The following is a 17,071-nucleotide window of genomic DNA, read 5'->3' on the forward strand; positions in this document are numbered from 1 at the left end:
GTCGAGGACCCCTATGGCGCCGCGGCGGGTGCCGATGCGGTCGTCCTGCTGACCGAGTGGAACGAGTTCCGCGGCCTCGACCTGACCCAGATCGCCGGGGCAATGGCCGCACCGCGGATGGCCGACCTGCGCAACGTCTACCCGCCCGAGGACGTCAAGGCGGCGGGCTTCCAGGCCTATGTCGCGGTCGGCCGGCCGGGCTTTGGCCTGGAGGGTTGACGCGCCGATGGGCGACGTCTTTTTCGTCGTCTCCAAGTTGGCCTGGGGGGTGCTTCGGGCCGACAGCCTGATCCTGATCGCGCTGGGACTGGGCCTGCTGGCGCTGTGGCGCGGGCGGTGGCGGCTGGGGCGCGGTCTGGTGTCGCTGGGCGTGGCCGCGTGGCTGATCGTGATCCTGACGCCGCTGCCGGGTCTGGTGCTGCGCCCGCTCGAGGCGCGCCACCCGGTGCCCGACATCGCCGGGCCCGTCGCCGGCATCGTGATCCTGGGCGGCGCCGAGGATCAGAGCGCGCTGGCCCGCTGGGGCCAGCCCGGCGTGAACGAGGCGGGCGAACGGTTCCTGACCGCGCTGGACCTGGCGCGGCGGTATCCCGAGGCCCCCGTGATGTTCACCGGCGGCAGCGGGCAGCTCATCCCCGGTCAGGCGATGCAGTCCGAGGTGGCGCGGGCCTGGCTGACCGGAGCGGGGCTGGACCCCGCGCGGCTGATCCTGGAAGGCGCCTCGCGCAATACCGCCGAGAACGCGCGGCTTGCCGCTGACCTGGCCCCCGACCGCCCCGGGCAATGGCTGTTCGTGACCAGCGCCTTTCACATGACCCGCGCGGTGGAAACCTTCTGCGCGGCGGGCTGGACCGGCCTGACGCCCTACCCGGTCGATTTCCGCAGCCGGACCGGCCTGCGCCCCTCGTGGAACCCCGCCGAAAGCCTGGTGACGCTGAATACCGGGCTGCGCGAATGGATCGGCCTTGTGGCCTATCGCGCGACGGGCCGGGCGGCGCATCCCCTGCCGGCGGGTTGCCTTTACCGCGGTTAGGCCCTTTCGTCCGCCCCGCGCCCCGCCTAGAAAGGCGTCATGCCGGTCACGATTTCCGCCCTGTCCGATCTTGCCACGCTCGATTTCGACGAGATCATCGACGTGCGGTCGCCCGCCGAATACGCCGAGGATCATATTCCCGGCGCGATCTCTCTTCCGGTCCTGTCGAACGAAGAACGCGCCCGCGTCGGCACGATCTACACGCAGGACAGCCCGTTCAAGGCGCGCAAGCTGGGCGCGGCGCTGGTCGCGCGCAACGCCGCGCATCACATCGAGACGGTGCTGGCCGACCGGCCCAAATCGTATCGCCCGCTGGTCTATTGCTGGCGCGGCGGTCAGCGGTCGGGGTCGTTTTCGCTGATCCTGCGCCAGATCGGCTGGCGCGCGGACACGGTCGAGGGCGGCTGGCGCAGTTTCCGGCGGCTGGTGCAGGGCGCGCTGTATGACGCGCCCTGGCCCGCGCCGGTGGTGGTGCTGGACGGCGATACCGGCACCGCCAAGACCGAGGTGCTGGGGCTGTTGGCGGGTGCGGGCGTGCAGGTGATCGACCTGGAGGGGCTGGCGAACCATCGCGGGTCGCTGTTCGGGGCGATGGCGGGCGGCCAGCCGGCACAAAAGGGGTTCGAGACGGCGCTGGCCATGGCGCGCGATGCGCTGGACCCCGCGCGCCCGGTGGTGGTCGAGGCCGAGTCGAGCAAGATCGGCCAGATCAACCTGCCGCCCGCCCTGTGGGAGGCGATGAAGGCCGCCCCCCGGATCGAGATCGTCGCGCCCCTGTCGGCGCGGGCGGCCTATCTTGCCCGGCGTTACCGCGACGTGACCGACGACCCCGCCCGGCTATTGGCCACGATCGACGCGCTGGCCCCGCAGCACCCGCGCGAACGCATCGAGCGCTGGCGCGCGCTGGCCGGGGCGGGGGAATTCGAGGCGTTGGCCGCGGGGCTGATGGCCGATCATTACGACCCCCGCTATGCCCGCCAGCGCGCCCGGTTCGAGGATCGCCCGCCGCGGCAGGTGCGGCTGACCCGGCTGGACCCGGAGGCGCTGGCCGCCGCGCTGCCCACGCTGGTCGCGGAAATCGAGGCGGTCAGCCCAGCCTGATCCGTGCGGGGCCCTCGGTGACGGTGCCGATCCGCGCCGCGCCGGGCAGCGCGGCCAGCAACGCCTTTGCCGCATCCCCCGGCACCGCCGCCAACAACCCGCCCGCGGTTTGCGGATCGAACAGCAGCGCGGCGCGTGGGTCGGTCAGGTCGGCGCCGTCGACTTGGTCGGCCATGGAGGCGTTCTGCGCAAATAGCGTCGAGCGGATGCCAAGCGTGGACAGCCGCAGCGCACCCTGAAGAAGCGGCACCGTGTCGAGGTCCAGCACCGCCCCCACGCCCGAGGCGCGCAGCATCGACATGAGGTGCCCGGCCAGCCCGTAGCCGGTGACATCGGTCATCGCGTGGGCCTTGGGCGCCAGCACAGCCGCGGCCTCGCCCTGCGGGTGCTGCATCGTGTCGAGCGCGGCCAGTACCTCGGGGCCGGTGGCCCGCCCTTGCATCTCGGCGGCCATGATCGTGCCGCTGCCGATGGGTTTCGTCAGGATCAGCGTATCGCCCGGGCGCACACCGTTCAGGCCCAGCGGCGTGCCCTGAACCAGCCCGGTCAGGGTGAACCCGATGGTCAGTTCCGCCCCGGTGGAGCTGTGCCCGCCGGCGATATCGGCCCCGGCGGCACTCAACACCTCTTCGGCCCCGGCCAGGATTTCGCGCAGGGTCGCGGCCTGCATCGGTTCGGCCATGCGCGGCAGGATGACCGTGGACAGGGCGGCCTGCGGTGTCGCGCCCATCGCCCAGATATCGCCCAGCGCATGCGTCGCGGCGATCCGCGCCATCAGGTAGGGGTCTTCGGTCAGGGCGCGCAGGTGGTCGGTGGTGATGACCTGCGCGCCCGTCCCATGGGCCAGGATCGCCGCGTCGTCGCCCGGCCCGCGAAGCATGTCCGCCCGCGCGGGCGGCGCCAGGCCCGCCAGCGCGCCGGCGAGGGTCGCGGCCCCCGGTTTCGCCGCGCAGCCGCCGCAGGGGGGCTGGCCGCCGCCGATGACCTCTTCCATCCCCAATGCCGCGCCGTGCGGGATGTGCGGGGCGAGGTCCATGGCAGGCAATTGGTGGAACTGGCGCATGAACTTGCGGTCGATATGGTCCTTCCAGCGCCAGACCCAGGCGCCCTCGATCCGGCGGTTCAGGCGGTCGGCGGCGGCGCGCTGGCCGCCCATCGAAATGAGTTTGAGGTAGTCCTTTTGCGGCCGGTAGGCGCGCAGCCGCCCGCCCGTCGCCACCGCCCGCAGGTTGGCCAGCAGGTGGGGGGCCTCGCGCACGGCATAGACCCCGGCCTTGGGGCGCGGGTCGTGCGAAAGATGCGCGCAATCTCCCACCGCGAAGATATGGGGGTCGTTGATGGCCCGCAGGTGCCGGTCGACGGTCACGAAGCCGTCGGTCAGGTCCAGCCCGGTAGTGGCCAGCCAGCCCTGCGGCCGCGCCCCCGCCGCGCCGATCACCAGACCCGCGGGGATCGCTTCGCCGCCCGCCAGCACCGCGCCCCCGGCCTCGACCCGCTCGACCGCGACTCCGGTGCGCAGCCGCACCCCCTGCGCCGCGAGCTGGTCCATCAGTGCGGCCTTGGCGGCGGGGCGAACGTCGCGCAGGACGTCGCCCGCGGCGTCGATCAGCGTGATCTCGGGCGACAGGCCCGCCTGCGCCAGGCGGTGCCGGGCGGCGAGCGCCAGTTCCACCCCCGCGACGCCCGCGCCGATCACGGTGACGCGGGGGGCGGCCTCTCCGGCGCGGGCCTGGATGACGAAATCCTCCCACCGGTCGGCAAAGGCGCCCAGCGGTTTCGCGGGCACGGCGTGATCGGCGAAGCCGGGCAGGTCGGGCAGGTCCGAGGTGATGCCGATGTCGATGGACGCGATGTCATAGCGGATCGGCGGGCGGCCCGGCACGTGGATCAGGCGCTGGGCGCGGTCGATTCCCTGGGCCCGGCCGATCACCAGGCGGGCGCCCGCGTGGCGGGCCAGCGGCACCAGGTCGATTTCCAGCTGGTCGCGGGTGTAATGCCCGGCGATCAGGCCCGGCAGCATCCCGGAATAGGGCGCGGTGGGGCCGGGGTTGATGATGGTCACCCGTACGCCGGGCACGGGCTTCATCCCCCAGGCGCGGGCGACCAGCGCATGGGTATGGCCGCCGCCGATCAGGACAAGGTCACGGGTCAGCGGCAGGGGGTGGTGCATGGAACCTCCGGTCTTGGGGTTGGCCGGGATATAGGGGCGCGCGCGGCCGGGCGACAGGGGTCAGGGGGCGCACCATTGGCCGCGCCAGCCATCCGCGGCGCGGAACAGGGCGCGGCGGTGGCCCAGCGTGGCCAGGTGCAGCGTCTCGATCTCGGACAGCGCGCCACGCAGCACGCAGAAGGCATGCGCCGCGGGGTCGGCAATGTGATCGCCGGGCCCGGATATCGGTGTGCCCGGCGCGGGGCGTCCGCCATAGAGCGCGCGGGCCGGGCCCGGCAGCGCCTCCCACAGCGCCGCGACGGTTTCGCCTGCCAGCACCTGAAAGCGCGCGCGCAGCCGGATCTGCAGCCGCTGGGCCGGATCCCAGACCAACAGGCTTGCCCGCGGCTCGCTGGCCAGTTCGCCCACCTTGGCCGACCGGCGGTCGGCATAGACCTCGATCCGGTCATCGATACGCCCGGCGGCGCGCAGCACGACCATCCGCGCCTCGGCCCCGGCAGGGCCGGCGGTGGCCAGAACCGGATGGCGGGCGGGGGCGTCGCGCTGGACCGTGCCGCGTTCGAGATGGTGCCAGACCGTGTCCAGCGTGCCGGCCAGCGTCGTCAGGGGGTCATTCATAGCCCGTCATCTCCAGGTAGCCGCGGCCGGAATGGCTTCCGGTGACGCGCACCGGGCCTTCCCAATAGGGAATCATCGTGGCCATCCAGGACGCATCCTGCAAGGCCTGAACCTCGATATCCAGGTCGCGATCGGGCAGGATCAGCCGCCAGCCCACTGGCACTTCGCGGCCGGCGACATCTGCCCGGCGGATCGGCGTCATGGTCAGCGCGCCTTCGGGCAGGGGCGTCGCGGTGCCATCCGCCGCGATCCAGGTGCCGACGGTGTAATCGTCCGGTTCCCCCCGCATCCGGTAGCCCATGAGCTTGGCGCCGTCGTCCAGGTGCAGCGAGACCCAGTCCCAGCCTTCCTGGTTTTCAGTCAACGGCTGGCTGGACCATTCCCGGTCAAGCCAGGCCTGCCCGGTCACCTCGACCGGACCATCGGGCAGGGAAAGGGTGCCGGTCACGCGGTAGAACGGTTGGGAATAATAGTGGCTGGCCTGCCCTTCTTCGGATTTCACCGAGAAGCCCGCCGCGCCATGCAGCACCAGCGGGCCGTGGGCCACAAGCGCAAGGTCGTAGGCGAAATCCGGGCCGCTGGCGGTCAGGGCCAGCGCGGAATACGGGTCGGTGTCCGGGGGCGCGGTGCTTTCCATCCGCCAGTCGTCGATCCAGGCGGCAAAGGGGGCGGGCGTCACCCCCGCCTGTCCGGTCCCGCCGCGGCCCAGCCGTTCGGCGTGGAAATGCCCCCCGGGCGTGGTCAGCCCGGCATGCCCCATCCAGGCCTGTGCTGTCTGCCAGCCCTGGCCCACGTTGCCGGGGGCCAGCGCGTTGCGAAACAGCGTCCACTGCACGCCATAGTCGCGCCCGTCCGCGCCGGCCAGGTTGGCGGTCAGGTACCACCATTCGATCCGGAACTCGGGATGCGCGCCGTGATCGTGCGGGAATTCCAGCACCCGGCCGGGGTCGGGCAGGGCATAGCCGTCAGCGGTCTGCCCCAGCCCGGCGAAACCCTGGGCCAGTGCGGGCAGCGGCAGTAGGGCCGCGAGGATCAGGGCCTTAACGTTCATCGGCGAACACCTTGACCAGGGTGGCGGGTTCGATCCGCGCCAGCCGCCAGGCGGGCCACGCCGCCGCCAGCCCGCCCGCGGCCAGCGCCAGCGCGGCCAACCACAGCCAGTCGGCCGGGAAGACATGCATCGGCAGCCGCCAGCCAAAGGCCGCCACGTTCACCACCGCCAGCAGCACCCAGGCCAGCAGCAGGCCCACGGGGATCGCCAGCACCATGGTCAGCGCAGCCAGCAGCATCGCGCGCAGCAGTTCCAGCCGGGCAAGGGCGGCGCGTGTCAGCCCCAGCGCCCAGACCGGGGCCAGCTGCGGCAGGCGCATGGTCGACAGCGTCAACAGGCTGGTGAACATCGCGAAACCCGCCACGCCCATCGTCAGCACGTTCAGCGCGGCGGTCACGGCAAATGTGCGTTCGAACACGGTCAGCGAGATTTCCTTGACCATGCCCTGGTCGATCATGTTGTCGGCGGGCAGGCCGAAGTCCTGCACCAATGCCTCGCGCAGGTCGGCCACGGCGCCGGGGTCGGTGCGGATCGCATAGCGGCGGCGGTCAAGCTCGGGGAACTGGGCGACAAGGTCGGCCACCCCGATGATGACCTGCCCGCGCGGGTTGCCGTAATCGGAATAGACACCCACCAGCGGGCGCACCGCGCCGCCCGGCAGCGGGACGGGGTCGCCCAGCGCCAGCGTTTCGCGCCGCCAAAGCTGTTCGTTGACGATGGCGCCCTCGGCGCGGGCCAGCCGTTGCCACACGTCCGGTTCGGCCAGCAGCATCGGCCAGTTGTCGGCATAGGTGCGGTGGTCGGCGACGCCGTAGATCTCGGCGGTCTGGCCCAGCACCGGCCCCTCGACCCGCCAGATCGGCAACAGCGCGTCCACCCGCGGCTCCAGCCAGGCGCGCAGGCGCAGGGCTTCTTCCTCGGTCCGGGCGGTGACGTAGAGTTCCGAGGGCAGCCGCTGGTCCAGCCACTCGGTGAAGGTCAGGCGGAAGCTGGCCACCATAGTGCCCACGCCGATATTGGCCGACAGCGCCAGCAACAGCGCCATCAGCGCCAGCGACAGCCCCGGCAATTGCTGGCGGGTATCGGCCCAGAACCATTGCGGCAGCACGCGGCGGCTGAACCGTTCGGCGCCGGCCAGCGCCAGCGCCAGCGCGCCGGGCAGCGCAAGAGCCGCCGACAGGAGCAGCGCCCCCAGAAGGACGAAGCCCGCGACGATGCCAGTGCCGTAGACGCCCGCGATCACCGCGACACCGGCCAGCCCCGCCGCCACCGCGGCCAGCAGGGCGAAACCGCGTGCCGAGGCCCGTGCCCAGGCCCGCGGCTGTGCGGGCGCCAGCAGCGGCAGGCGCCACAGCCGCCAAAGGCTTTGCGCCGCCGCGACCCCCGCGCCGAGCAATGCGATGGCGAGCCCCCCCAGCCACCATTCAGGGCGCAGCGACAGCGACCCCGACAGCGTCGCGCCGTAAAGCCCGCGCAGGGTGGCGGCGACGTCGGGCAACAGAGCCGCGGCGATGACATAGCCCAGCGCGATGCCCACCAGCCCCGCGATCAGCGCCAGCAGCATCACCTCGGCCGCCAGCAGCCCCACCAGCGTTTTCAGCGGCAGGCCAAGGGCGCGCAGGGTGCGGAACATCGGGCGGCGTTGTTCAAAGGCAAGGCCGATGGCGGAATGCACGATGAACAGCCCCACCGCGAAGGACAGGAAGCCGAAGGCGGTCAGGTTCAGGTGGAAACTGCCGGTCAGTTCGGCGACATCCGCGGTTTCCTGCGGCGTGTGACGTTCCAGCCCCGGGACGATTTGCTCCAGCGGCGTGCGGCCCATCGGCTGATCGGGGGCCAGCAGGAAGCGCGAGACCTGGCCGTCCGCGCGCAACAGCGTCTGGGCGATGCCGATATCCATGATCAGCATGCCGGGCGCGACGCCTTCGGCGGCGACCAGCGGGGGCAGGCCCTCGGCGTCTTGCAGGTCGGCCACCGTTTCCGGTGCTGCGAAGGCGCGGCCGGGTGGCGTGATGAAATCCATGATCCCGCCGGTTTCCGCGACCGCCGGGGGCAGGCTGTCCGCGGGTGCGGTGAAAGGGTCGATGCCGTAGATCTGCACCGATTGGCCCGCGCGGAACCAGCGCCCCTCGACCAGCGGCGAGACCAGCCAGCCGCCGCGCCGGAGCGCCGCGAACATCGCGTCCGGCACGCGCTGGCCATCCGCCGGGACCAGGCTTTCCAGCCGGTCTTGGCCCAGCACCTGCGCCGCGCGGTCATAGCTGGCGCGCGCCTCGGCATTGATCGCCTGCACGCCCGACCACAGCGCGGTGGCCAGCGCCAGCCCCAACAACAAGCTTGCCAGTTGCAGCGGGTGGCGGCGCCAATGCGACAGGAGGGCAGAGAGCGCGGTGCGGCGCATCAGGCCAGCCGCCCGCCCGACAGGTGCACCCGCCGCGACAAACGCGCGGCAAGGCGCGGCGAATGGGTCACCATCAAGAGGCCCGCACCCGCCTCGGCCACCAGTTCCAGCATCAGGTCGAGCACCGCGTCGCCGGTGGCCTCGTCGAGGTTGCCGGTGGGTTCGTCCGCCAGGATCAGCGCGGGGCGCGCGGCGAGCGTGCGGCCGATGGCGACGCGCTGCTGCTGGCCGCCCGACAGCTGTTCGGGATAGCGGCCCGTCAGCCCGCCAAGGCCCAGCCGGTCGGCCAGTGTGGCGATCCGGGCGGGTTCGTCCCGGCCCGCAAGCCGCGCCTGGAAGGCCAGGTTGGCGCCCACGTCCAGCGACGGGATCAGGTTGAACTGCTGGAACACCAGCCCGACCCGGTCGCGGCGCAGCGCGGCCATCGTCGCGTCATCGGCCCCCGACAGGTCGCGCCCCGCAACCTCGATCCGGCCGCCATCGGCGCGGTCGAGTCCCGCGCAGAGGTGCAGAAGCGTGCTTTTGCCAGAGCCGGATTCACCGGTCAGCGCCACGGTTTCGCCCGGCGCCAGGACCAGGTCGATGCCGCGCAGCACATCGACCCGGGCCGCGCCGCTGTCATAGGTCTTGCAAACCCCGGTCAGGGAAAGAAGCATGCATCATCCTCCGCCGGGCGTATCTAGCGCCGGCAGAGGCGGCGAACACCCCCGCCTTGCGGGACCGTGTGCCGCAGGGCGCCTTATTCGAAGGCGTTGCCCGCCTTGATGCCCAGCTTCTTTAAGATCATCGCGGCGGGGCAGAACCCGGTGAAGGACGCCTGGATCATGTTCACCCCGATGAACGCGGTGAAAAGATACCACCAGCCCGACACCCATGTGCCCAGCGCAAGCGAAAGAAGGATCATGAAGCCGGCGAAGGTCATCACGGCACGGTCGAGGGTCATCGGGTCTCTCCTTGATGGAATCGGGCCTTTAGGGCCTTTCGGTTCAGTATAGGCGCGGCACGCTATAAATTCAATAATTTGAATATTTTGTCGCAGTTCCGCCCGGCCTTGACCCCGGTCCCGGCAGGTTGTCCTTTGGCGCGAGTGCCGGAAACCGCAAAGGAAGGATGCCCCATGAAACTTGTCTCTGCCGCCTTCGCCGCGTTGGTGATCGCCGCCGCGCCCGCCTGGGCCGAAACCCGCGTGACCTACAAGTCGGCCAAGTCGGGGTCGTCCTATTACCAGATGGGCGTGCAGGTCGCCGAGGCCATGAAGGCGGGTACCGACGGCCAGATCATCGTCACCGTCGAGGAAAGCCAGGGGTCGGTGCAGAACGTGATGGAGGTGCGCGCCCGCGGCGCCGACTACGTCTTCACCACGCCGCCCGCGCTGGTGGGTCTGGCGCAGGCCGGCAAGGCCATGTTCGAAGGCAAGGGCGATCCGAAATTCGACGAGATCCGCGCGCTGTTCCCGATCCCGTCGTTGACCATGCATTTCGTGATGTCGGACGCTTCAGGCGTTACCGATTTCGCCGGGATGGAGGGCAAGACCATCCTGTTGGGCAAGGGGTCGTTCGGGGCGAGCGAGGGCGAGAAATACCTCGGGCTTTTCGGTCTGGAGGGCAAGGTGACCATCGCCGACGTGGAACTGTCGAACGCGGTCGCCGCGCTGAAGAACGGGCAGATCGACGGGTTCGTGACCGCTGGCAGCTGGCCCGCGCCGAACGTGATCGAGGCCGCGGCGTCCACCGGTGTGCATGTCATCTCGATGAGCGACGAGCAGGTCGCTGAAACCGGGCGGACGCGCCTGGTGATCCCGGCGGGCACCTATGCCGGGCAGGACACCGATATCGTGACCACCTCGTTGCCTGTCGTCGCCTATACGACGACCGCTATGGAAGACGAGACGGCCTATCAGCTGACGAAAACCTATTGGGAGGAAAAGGCCCGCATGGCCGACAGCGCGCCCTGGTGGAAGGGCGTCGACCAGGGGCTCATGGCCAATATCGCGGGCAAGATTCATCCCGGTGCGCTGCGCTATTACCGCGAGGCGGGCTTTCCGCTGACCGACGCGCAGATGTAACCCGCCCCGATCCGACCCGAACGGCCGAGCCATGGCGGCCCGGCCTTTTTCGCGAAGGCCCCGCCCATGCTTGCCCCATCCGCCGAGGAAATCGACACCGGCCCGCTGCGCTGGCTGCGGCTGGGGCTGGCGGTGGGGCTGATCGCCTTTCACCTGGGCCTGATCTTTTCCGGCCTCGTGCCGAACCTCGTGGCGCGGCCGCTGCACATGGCGCTGATCCTGCCGTGGATCTTCGTTTTCGGGGCGCGGACGCGGCGGGGGCTGGCCACCGGGCTGGTCTGGGCCGCGCTGGGGATCGGGGCGGCGGGCTGGGTCGCCTGGCAGCATGACACTTTGGCCGACCAGTACGGGTTCCTTGAAGGGCCGTTTCAGGCCGGTATCGCCATCATCCTGTTGCTGACCGTGCTGGAGGCGGCGCGCCGCGCCATCGGCTGGCCACTGCCTACGGTGGCGGCGCTGGCGTTGGCCTATGGGCTGTGGGGTCAGCACATTCCCGGCGAATTCGGCCATTCCGGCACGCCGCTGGCCAGTTTCCTGGGCACGCTGACCATTGCCGAGGGCGGCATCTGGGGCAGCCTGACCGGCGTTTCGGTCGGTATCGTCGCGATCTTCGTGATCTTCGGCGCGGTGCTTAACGCGGGCGAGGCGGGGCAGGGGTTCATGAACGTCGCGGGGTTCGCTGCGGGTCACCTCAGGGGCGGGGCGGCCAAGGTCTCTCTGATCTCGTCGGCGCTGTTCGGGTCGATCTCGGGGTCGGCCTCGGCCAACGTGGCCTCGACCGGTGCGATCACCCTGCCCGCGATGGCGCGGCTGGGCTATCCGCGGCGGTTGGCGGGCGCGGTGGAGGCGGTGGCCTCGTCGGGCGGGCAGATCATGCCGCCGTTGATGGGGGCGGGGGCCTTCGTCATGGTGGAACTGACGGGCGTGCCCTATACCGGCATCATGGCCGCCGCGCTGATCCCGGCGGTTCTGTATTTCTTTACCGTCTGGGTCGGCATCGACGGCTATGCCCGGCGCCATGACCTGCGCGGACTGGACGCCGAGGACCGGCCGCGGGGCCGCGATGTGGCGATCACCTCGCTGTTCTTCCTGGTGCCCTTCACGGTGCTTCTGCGGGGGATGTTTGCCACCGGCGTCACCGCGCAATACGCCGCCGCACAGGCGATCCTGGCGGCGGCGCTGTTGCTACTGTTCGACCGGCGCCTGCGCGTCCACCTGCCCGCAGCCGCCCGGCGCGCCGAACGCGCCTGCCTGACCGCCGCCCGGCAGGTGTCGATGATCGCGGCGATCATCCTGTGCGCCTCCATCGTGATCGGTGTTCTGGCGATCACTGGTCTGGGGGTGAAACTTACCTCGGTGATCCTGTCGGGGTCGGGCGGGCTGTTGTGGCCGTCCCTGATCCTGACCGCGCTTGCCTGTCTTATCCTCGGGATGGAGGTGCCGACGACAGCGGCTTACGTGATCTGCGTTTCGGTCGCCGGGCCCGCGCTGATCGAACTGGGACTGGAACCGCTTCAGGCGCATCTTTTCGTGTTCTGGTTCGCGCTTTTGTCGACGATCACACCCCCGGTGTGCGGTGCGGTTTTCATCGCCGCCGGCATGATCGAGGAGAACTGGCTGAAGGTCGCGGCGACGGCGATGGCGCTGGGCGTGGGACTCTACGTGATCCCGCTGGGCATGATCGCCAATCCCGAGGTTCTGGACCTTGCCCTGGCGCCCGGCGCCGCGGCGCTGGCAGGTCTGCGCATGGCGCTGGGTCTCGGGCTGATCTCCTTCGGGTTGATCGGTGCCCGGCGGTTGGTTCTGCGGATTTCTCTCGCGCTGGCCGGTGGTTTCGTGATCTTCGCAGGGGCGTTGCCGTGATGGGGCCGCCGCCAGAGTTTTTCCCTTGACGCCCCTGCGCGCCTCGCTTACCTAGCGCCTCGCTTGTGGCGGAGTAGCTCAGTTGGTTAGAGCAGCGGAATCATAATCCGCGTGTCGGGGGTTCAAGTCCCTCCTCCGCTACCACCGATCCCCCCGACGCGGCAATCCGCATGCTCGGGTATAGGCTCGGGGCCTGCAAGAGTTCCGACAGGCGTCCTTCCACTCGAAGCTTGAACCCGTCCTCGACCGGCTCAACGACGATGCGCACAATAAGGCGCCTTATTTGTTCGGCAGCTTCTTCGGTGTCCTTGGTGATACCCGCCCCAAAGATCGATTCGAGATCGCCGACATATCGCTCAAACTGGCTGAGCGCTGCCGGGTGCAAGCCGACGACCTTCTCGTTTTGAGGAGTGACGGCGAGTTCCGCCTCAAGTTCCTTCTGTGTGGCCAGCAGGTCTCTCATCCGGGCACCGATCAGCTCGGTCGGCAAGCGCTCGGCCTCGTAGTCGGACCATGCGCGATCAAGTAGCCGTTTCGTCTCGTCAAGCTTGGCCTCAAGGCGGGAGCGTGCGCGGCGTTTGTCGGCGACGAGGCGTTCGCGCTCTTGCTGGTAGGCTTTGGCGAACTCTTTCAACAGCTCCGGTGCCTTCAGATGCTGCTTGAGGCCTGACAGAACGGCCGCCTCGATCTCGTCCATATAGAATATCTTCTTGTTGTCGCAGGACCCGGATTCCCGTCTCGTGCTGCAATGAATACGCACACGGCCGTGATCCCGGTCTTTCACCGAGATGCCGCCGCCGCAACACCCACATTTAAGAAGGCCGGAGAGAAGGTACTTCGCCTTCCTCTGCCGTTGTGGAGCCATGTGACTTCGTTCTTCCTTGCGGACCTGCGCGGCATCGAAAAGCGATCTGTCGACAATCGCGAGATGTGGCACCTCCGCCCTCTTCCATTCGTCCGGCGGGTTTGGCCTTGAGATCCGTTTTCCGGTATCGGGGTCCTTCAGCATGCGGACTCTGTTCCAGACAAGCTGACCGACGTAGAGTTCGTTCAGCAGGATGCCGTGGTGCCTGGTCTTGTTTCCATTGATGGTGGAAGCGGCCCATCTTTTGCCACGCGGCGGCGCGATCCCTTCCGAATTGAGCTCGTGTGCGATCTCGCGCGGTGTTCGACCTGACACATACTCCTGAAAGATGCGCCGTACGATTAGCGCTTCGCTTTCGACGATCTCCAGATCGCCAGGTCTGCCAGGAACGCGACGATATCCATAGGCACGACCGCCCGCGTGACGACCATCCCGTACAACGCCGTCCATACCCCGTCTTACCTTGTTCGCCAGATCCGTCAGGTAAAGAGAGCCCAGAAGGCCCCGAACGCCGATCTGCACCTGGTCCGCGGTCCCCTCGTGCACCGCACGAAGTTCTATCCCGGCAAAGTTGAGCCGTTTCCAAATGCCCGCGAGGTCCTCCTGGTCTCGAGACAAGCGATCGAGCGCTTCCACGAGAATGACATCGAACTTTCCCAGCCACGCTTCATGGAGCAACTCCATCAGCCCGTCACGCCCGTAGACGGACGCCCCGGAACGAGCCCTGTCGGCATAGGTTGCGACAACCGCAAGGTCGTTTCGGGCGGCATGGTCCCGGCAGAGATGCACCTGATCTTCGATAGAACGGTCGTTCTGCAGTTCAGTCGAGAAACGGGCGTAGATCGCGGTCTTCTTCATCAGAGAAGCTCCCCGGGGGCATCGGCTGCGATTTGGCGTTTGTTATCCGATGATCCTCCCTTGCGGCTGCCCTGGCAAGTGCGCGTATAACGGCGACCAGTTCGCCATCCGGCTGGGTTGGCAGTTCAATACGTCCCCGACGGCCATATGCATGGGTGCGTCCGGCTTTTCGTATCGAACTGGCTGTCTTGCGGTGCTCCATTCCTGCACGGTGCAGACCCTTCACCGTGCGGAGAAGCAATTCATATCGGTCATCGTACGGCGGGCGGCTCTGGCGGGCGCATCGGACAGAGTCCGCCATTTGCGTTCACGTCGCGCCCGTTCGTCCCGTCGAGATCCTGGGAAGCGAAATCGAGTCAGAGATCGTCTGGAAGACCCGTGACGGGTTGAGGGCTGGAGGAGAGGCCTCCGCCGCCCGTCGCGGAGGTTTTCCAATGAATACCGAGATTATCGATGCCGGGCGCGACATCAGCGGCGGCTATAAGGTGGATGTGTCGCGTGGCGAGAACGTTGACCGCGTGTCGTCGGAGTGGTTCTCGCGGCCGGATGACGAGCGGTATCTGTCGCTCGACGATCTTTTCGCCTCGGTCAAGGGCCGGGCGGAGCGGAGCCGGACGCGCACCGTGGAGAGTGCGGCGATCCGGGTCGAGGCGCATCGCGACGACCCGCAAAAAGCTGGGCCTTGTTCTGCCGGGCGCGGATGAACCCATTGCGCCGACCCATTGGTCCTTCGGCCAGCTCTCGAGCCTCGTCGGTGCACCCGCGGCCTATCTGCGGCAACTGCCTGCGCCGCTGGCGGGGATCAACCTGCAGTACGGACTGACGAACCACCGGGCCGAACAGATCAAGACCATGGAAGTCGCAAACGGCCGCACGGAACTGCGCGCCGTCACCGGCCCCGACTATGGCCGCATCTACGACCATGAACTGGTCTCCGCCGTTCAGCGCATCGCGGGCAACGGCACGGGCGACACGCGCTGGAAGGTGCCGGGCGTGGTCGACTGGTCGACCGGCATCTACAACCCGCGCGTGGACGTCACGAAGGAGACGACGACGCTCTACGCCTCCGACCGCGACGTGTTCCTGTTCCTCGTCGATGACCTCAACCCGATCGAGGCGGGGCTGCTGCCCGACGGCTCGCCCGACCTTTATTTCCGGGGGTTCTATTGCTGGAATTCGGAGGTGGGCGCCAAGACGCTCGGCATCGCCAGCTTCTACCTGCGCGCGGTCTGTCAGAACCGCAACCTCTGGGGCGTCGAGGACTTCCAGGAGATCACGATCCGGCACTCGAAATACGCCGCCTCCCGCTTCGCGCATGAGGCCGCGCCTGCGCTCAGCCGCTTCGCAGAGTCCTCGCCGGCGCCTTTCATTGACGGCATCCGCGCAGCGCGCGAGAAGATCGTCGCGCGGTCGGACGAGGACCGTCAGGATTTCCTCCGCAAACGCGGGTTCTCGAAGGCGGAGACGGGGCGGATCGTCGAGACCGTGTTGGTCGAGGAAGGCCGCCCGCCGGAAAGCGTCTTCGACTTCGTGCAGGGGATCACCGCGGTGGCACGGTCGAAGTCGCAGCAGGACGCGCGACTGGTGATGGAGGGGAAGGCGAAGGCGTTGTTAGAAACGATCAGTTGACCGGATCGATGCGCTGGCAATCTCGTTAGGTTGCCAGCGTACGGCTGCCAAGCCGAAAGAATTCTATCGAAGTGCATCTTGGCCCCAAGATCTACTTGGATATCGAGGTCATTTATTGCCGGAACGGCAATTGTAGTAGGTCCAAAACCACGGGTATTTTTCATAGTGAGACGCAACGGCTTTTGACTCCTTTTGCCATTTCCAGAGTGTGTATGGATTGGGCAAGGGAATTGGGGCCGGTATTGGAAGGTTCTCGAAAAGCTTTGTTAGAAAGTTGCTTTTCCTTTTGGGGAGAAACAATCCCATTCCATCGATCAGCGCTTCATTGATTTCTATCAAAATCTCATGCTTCTCTTTGGCTAGATAGTTATCGTTGGAAACAAACTGCCTAAAGGCTTCAGTCTTTGGGTTCTCGCGCAGCTCAACGATATCTTCCCAGTCTAGGTCGCTTATGTCTGGTAGAAGTAGGTCAAACTTCTCGTTTGCAGTTTCCAGAAGCGCCACGGGATCAACCAAGCGAAATTTGCTTTCTGAGGGAGGCGCCGACAGCTTTGAGCCGTGCGATAAATAATAGAGGTCGAATGCGTTTAGATCCACCTTGGCACCGGCCAGTATGGCTAGAAGATATTTTCGCAATTCGCTGTTCTGTGCAATTCGGGAGTAATACTTAACGCCATACAAATCATCAATGTCCTGATCTATCTCCATCGAGTTTCTTCGATCGTGGAACTCATGCTCTTCGGAAAAATGGTTGTATCCCAAAGGTTGAACATTGTCCTCAGAAGCACCTAACTCATAGCAAATTCTGTCAAAGTCGTTCAGCGATATTGACACGTCGGGGTGATATTCGACGAAGCTTTGATCGTTATGCCAGTCCTCATCGTCAATGAACAAGAATGCTTCCTGTAGCTTCAGATGTTTCGACCGAACACGACGCTTCGGAGCCCACTCTAAAAGCTTTCCACGAAATGCATCCTCCATATATTGTGATGGAATGGCGATCGATCTGTTCGCGATCAAGGAAGACTTCAACGCAGTCTCAACCGTCTTTGTTCGATTAAATGAATCTGAGAACATTAAAGACAATATGCTTACGCCGGACACTAGCGCAGGTATTTGCGAACCTCTACCAGCAGAAAGAAATTTCGTCAGTTTCAAGTCCGTAGTTATCCTTCTGAAAGCGCTTCTAATGGTCGCCGGGCAAGAACAGAATGCCACAGCCATTCGGTCACCCGGCCAAGCTTAAACTATCTGGATGGTACTTATGTGCCAGAGTCAACGTCCAGTTGAAATCAATCGCGTGACTTCGGTTGTGCCGCCGGAGAGTAAGAGGGGTGCCGGGTTTTCCGTGACGGGTTTGGAGGTCGGGAGAGAGGCTCCCGGCTGGCCTGTCGCGGAGATATCCCATGGGACCCAC

General features: G+C 67.1%; 13 protein-coding genes, 1 tRNA gene and 2 pseudogenes. 8 read left to right on the forward strand and 8 right to left on the reverse strand.

Translation table 11 applies throughout. From position 1 onward, the window contains the following. The 3 genes from EV662_RS18945 to mnmH all read left to right on the forward strand — a co-directional run. Positions 1-219: UDP binding domain-containing protein (locus EV662_RS18945; protein ID WP_279533261.1), on the forward strand; the 219-nt coding region annotated here is incomplete at its 5' end. A gap of 7 nt (positions 220-226) precedes the next feature. Further along, positions 227-1,033, forward strand: coding sequence for a YdcF family protein (locus tag EV662_RS18950; protein WP_132466358.1), 807 nt, complete (start codon positions 227-229; stop codon positions 1,031-1,033). 39 nt (positions 1,034-1,072) lie between these two features. Then, on the forward strand, positions 1,073-2,134 hold the full coding sequence (mnmH, locus tag EV662_RS18955; protein WP_132466361.1) for a tRNA 2-selenouridine(34) synthase MnmH: 1,062 nt from the start codon (positions 1,073-1,075) through the stop codon (positions 2,132-2,134). Here the strand turns inward: mnmH and selD are convergent. The 6 genes from selD to EV662_RS18985 all read right to left on the reverse strand — a co-directional run bounded on the left by selD (position 2,121) and on the right by EV662_RS18985 (position 9,317). Then, positions 2,121-4,304: a selenide, water dikinase SelD gene (gene selD, locus EV662_RS18960; RefSeq protein WP_132466364.1), complete on the reverse strand. Its 2,184-nt coding sequence runs from the start codon at positions 4,302-4,304 to the stop codon at positions 2,121-2,123. The two genes, mnmH and selD, sit on opposite strands and share 14 nt — an antisense overlap. Before the next feature lie 60 nt (positions 4,305-4,364). Then, entirely contained in the window at positions 4,365-4,922 is a 558-nt protein-coding gene (locus tag EV662_RS18965; RefSeq protein WP_132466367.1) for a pyridoxamine 5'-phosphate oxidase family protein, read from the reverse strand. Further along, complete coding sequence (locus tag EV662_RS18970) at positions 4,915-5,973, reverse strand: lipocalin-like domain-containing protein (RefSeq protein WP_132466371.1); 1,059 nt, start codon at positions 5,971-5,973, stop codon at positions 4,915-4,917. Before EV662_RS18970 ends, EV662_RS18965 begins: the two co-directional genes overlap by 8 nt. Beyond that, the gene (locus tag EV662_RS18975; protein WP_132466374.1) at positions 5,963-8,374 is read right to left on the reverse strand and encodes an ABC transporter permease; all 2,412 of its coding nucleotides are present in this window, start codon (positions 8,372-8,374) and stop codon (positions 5,963-5,965) included. The genes EV662_RS18970 and EV662_RS18975 overlap by 11 nt, the downstream gene beginning before the upstream one ends. Further along, positions 8,374-9,030 carry an ABC transporter ATP-binding protein gene (locus EV662_RS18980; protein ID WP_132466377.1) on the reverse strand — a complete coding sequence of 219 codons (657 nt, stop codon included), beginning with the start codon at positions 9,028-9,030 and terminating at the stop codon, positions 8,374-8,376. The genes EV662_RS18975 and EV662_RS18980 overlap by 1 nt, the downstream gene beginning before the upstream one ends. Positions 9,031-9,113: 83 nt before the next feature. Beyond that, positions 9,114-9,317 carry a YgaP family membrane protein gene (locus tag EV662_RS18985; protein WP_132466380.1) on the reverse strand — a complete coding sequence of 68 codons (204 nt, stop codon included), beginning with the start codon at positions 9,315-9,317 and terminating at the stop codon, positions 9,114-9,116. Between the two features lie 174 nt (positions 9,318-9,491). Here EV662_RS18985 and EV662_RS18990 point away from each other — a divergent pair, with 174 nt between their 5' ends. From EV662_RS18990 to EV662_RS19980, 4 genes are all read left to right on the forward strand, one after another. Further along, positions 9,492-10,439: a TAXI family TRAP transporter solute-binding subunit gene (locus EV662_RS18990; RefSeq protein ID WP_132466383.1), complete on the forward strand. Its 948-nt coding sequence runs from the start codon at positions 9,492-9,494 to the stop codon at positions 10,437-10,439. Between the two features lie 66 nt (positions 10,440-10,505). Further along, positions 10,506-12,302, forward strand: a complete 1,797-nt coding sequence (locus tag EV662_RS18995) for a TRAP transporter permease (protein ID WP_132466385.1) — start codon at positions 10,506-10,508, stop codon at positions 12,300-12,302. A 67-nt stretch (positions 12,303-12,369) separates the two neighbouring features. Further along, positions 12,370-12,446, forward strand: a tRNA-Met gene (locus tag EV662_RS19000). Positions 12,447-12,585: 139 nt separating this feature from the next. Further along, positions 12,586-12,831 (forward strand): hypothetical protein, encoded by a 246-nt coding sequence (locus tag EV662_RS19980; RefSeq protein WP_243695916.1) that lies wholly within the window; start codon positions 12,586-12,588, stop codon positions 12,829-12,831. Between the two features lie 144 nt (positions 12,832-12,975). Here the strand turns inward: EV662_RS19980 and EV662_RS20120 are convergent. Next, positions 12,976-14,025 (reverse strand): annotated as a pseudogene (locus EV662_RS20120) (recombinase family protein); the annotation flags it as partial. A gap of 434 nt (positions 14,026-14,459) precedes the next feature. Here EV662_RS20120 and EV662_RS19010 point away from each other — a divergent pair. Then, positions 14,460-15,654 (forward strand): annotated as a pseudogene (locus tag EV662_RS19010) (DUF932 domain-containing protein). Between the two features lie 108 nt (positions 15,655-15,762). On the opposite strand, the gene EV662_RS19015 reads toward EV662_RS19010, so the two are convergent. Continuing rightward, positions 15,763-16,812 (reverse strand): hypothetical protein, encoded by a 1,050-nt coding sequence (locus tag EV662_RS19015; RefSeq protein ID WP_132466388.1) that lies wholly within the window; start codon positions 16,810-16,812, stop codon positions 15,763-15,765. Positions 16,813-17,071 lie beyond the last annotated feature (259 nt).

Origin of the sequence: Rhodovulum marinum (assembly GCF_004343075.1) — a bacterium.
Classification (GTDB): Bacteria; Pseudomonadota; Alphaproteobacteria; order Rhodobacterales; family Rhodobacteraceae; genus Rhodovulum; species Rhodovulum marinum.

Coding starts and splice junctions, on each gene's coding strand:
- EV662_RS18950 (WP_132466358.1), top strand. CDS start 227: ATGGGCGACGTCTTTTTCGTCGTCTCCAAGTTGGCCTGGGGGGTGCTT.
- mnmH (WP_132466361.1), top strand. CDS start 1,073: ATGCCGGTCACGATTTCCGCCCTGTCCGATCTTGCCACGCTCGATTTC.
- selD (WP_132466364.1), bottom strand. CDS start 4,304: ATGCACCACCCCCTGCCGCTGACCCGTGACCTTGTCCTGATCGGCGGC.
- EV662_RS18965 (WP_132466367.1), bottom strand. CDS start 4,922: ATGAATGACCCCCTGACGACGCTGGCCGGCACGCTGGACACGGTCTGG.
- EV662_RS18970 (WP_132466371.1), bottom strand. CDS start 5,973: ATGAACGTTAAGGCCCTGATCCTCGCGGCCCTACTGCCGCTGCCCGCA.
- EV662_RS18975 (WP_132466374.1), bottom strand. CDS start 8,374: ATGCGCCGCACCGCGCTCTCTGCCCTCCTGTCGCATTGGCGCCGCCAC.
- EV662_RS18980 (WP_132466377.1), bottom strand. CDS start 9,030: ATGCTTCTTTCCCTGACCGGGGTTTGCAAGACCTATGACAGCGGCGCG.
- EV662_RS18985 (WP_132466380.1), bottom strand. CDS start 9,317: ATGACCCTCGACCGTGCCGTGATGACCTTCGCCGGCTTCATGATCCTT.
- EV662_RS18990 (WP_132466383.1), top strand. CDS start 9,492: ATGAAACTTGTCTCTGCCGCCTTCGCCGCGTTGGTGATCGCCGCCGCG.
- EV662_RS18995 (WP_132466385.1), top strand. CDS start 10,506: ATGCTTGCCCCATCCGCCGAGGAAATCGACACCGGCCCGCTGCGCTGG.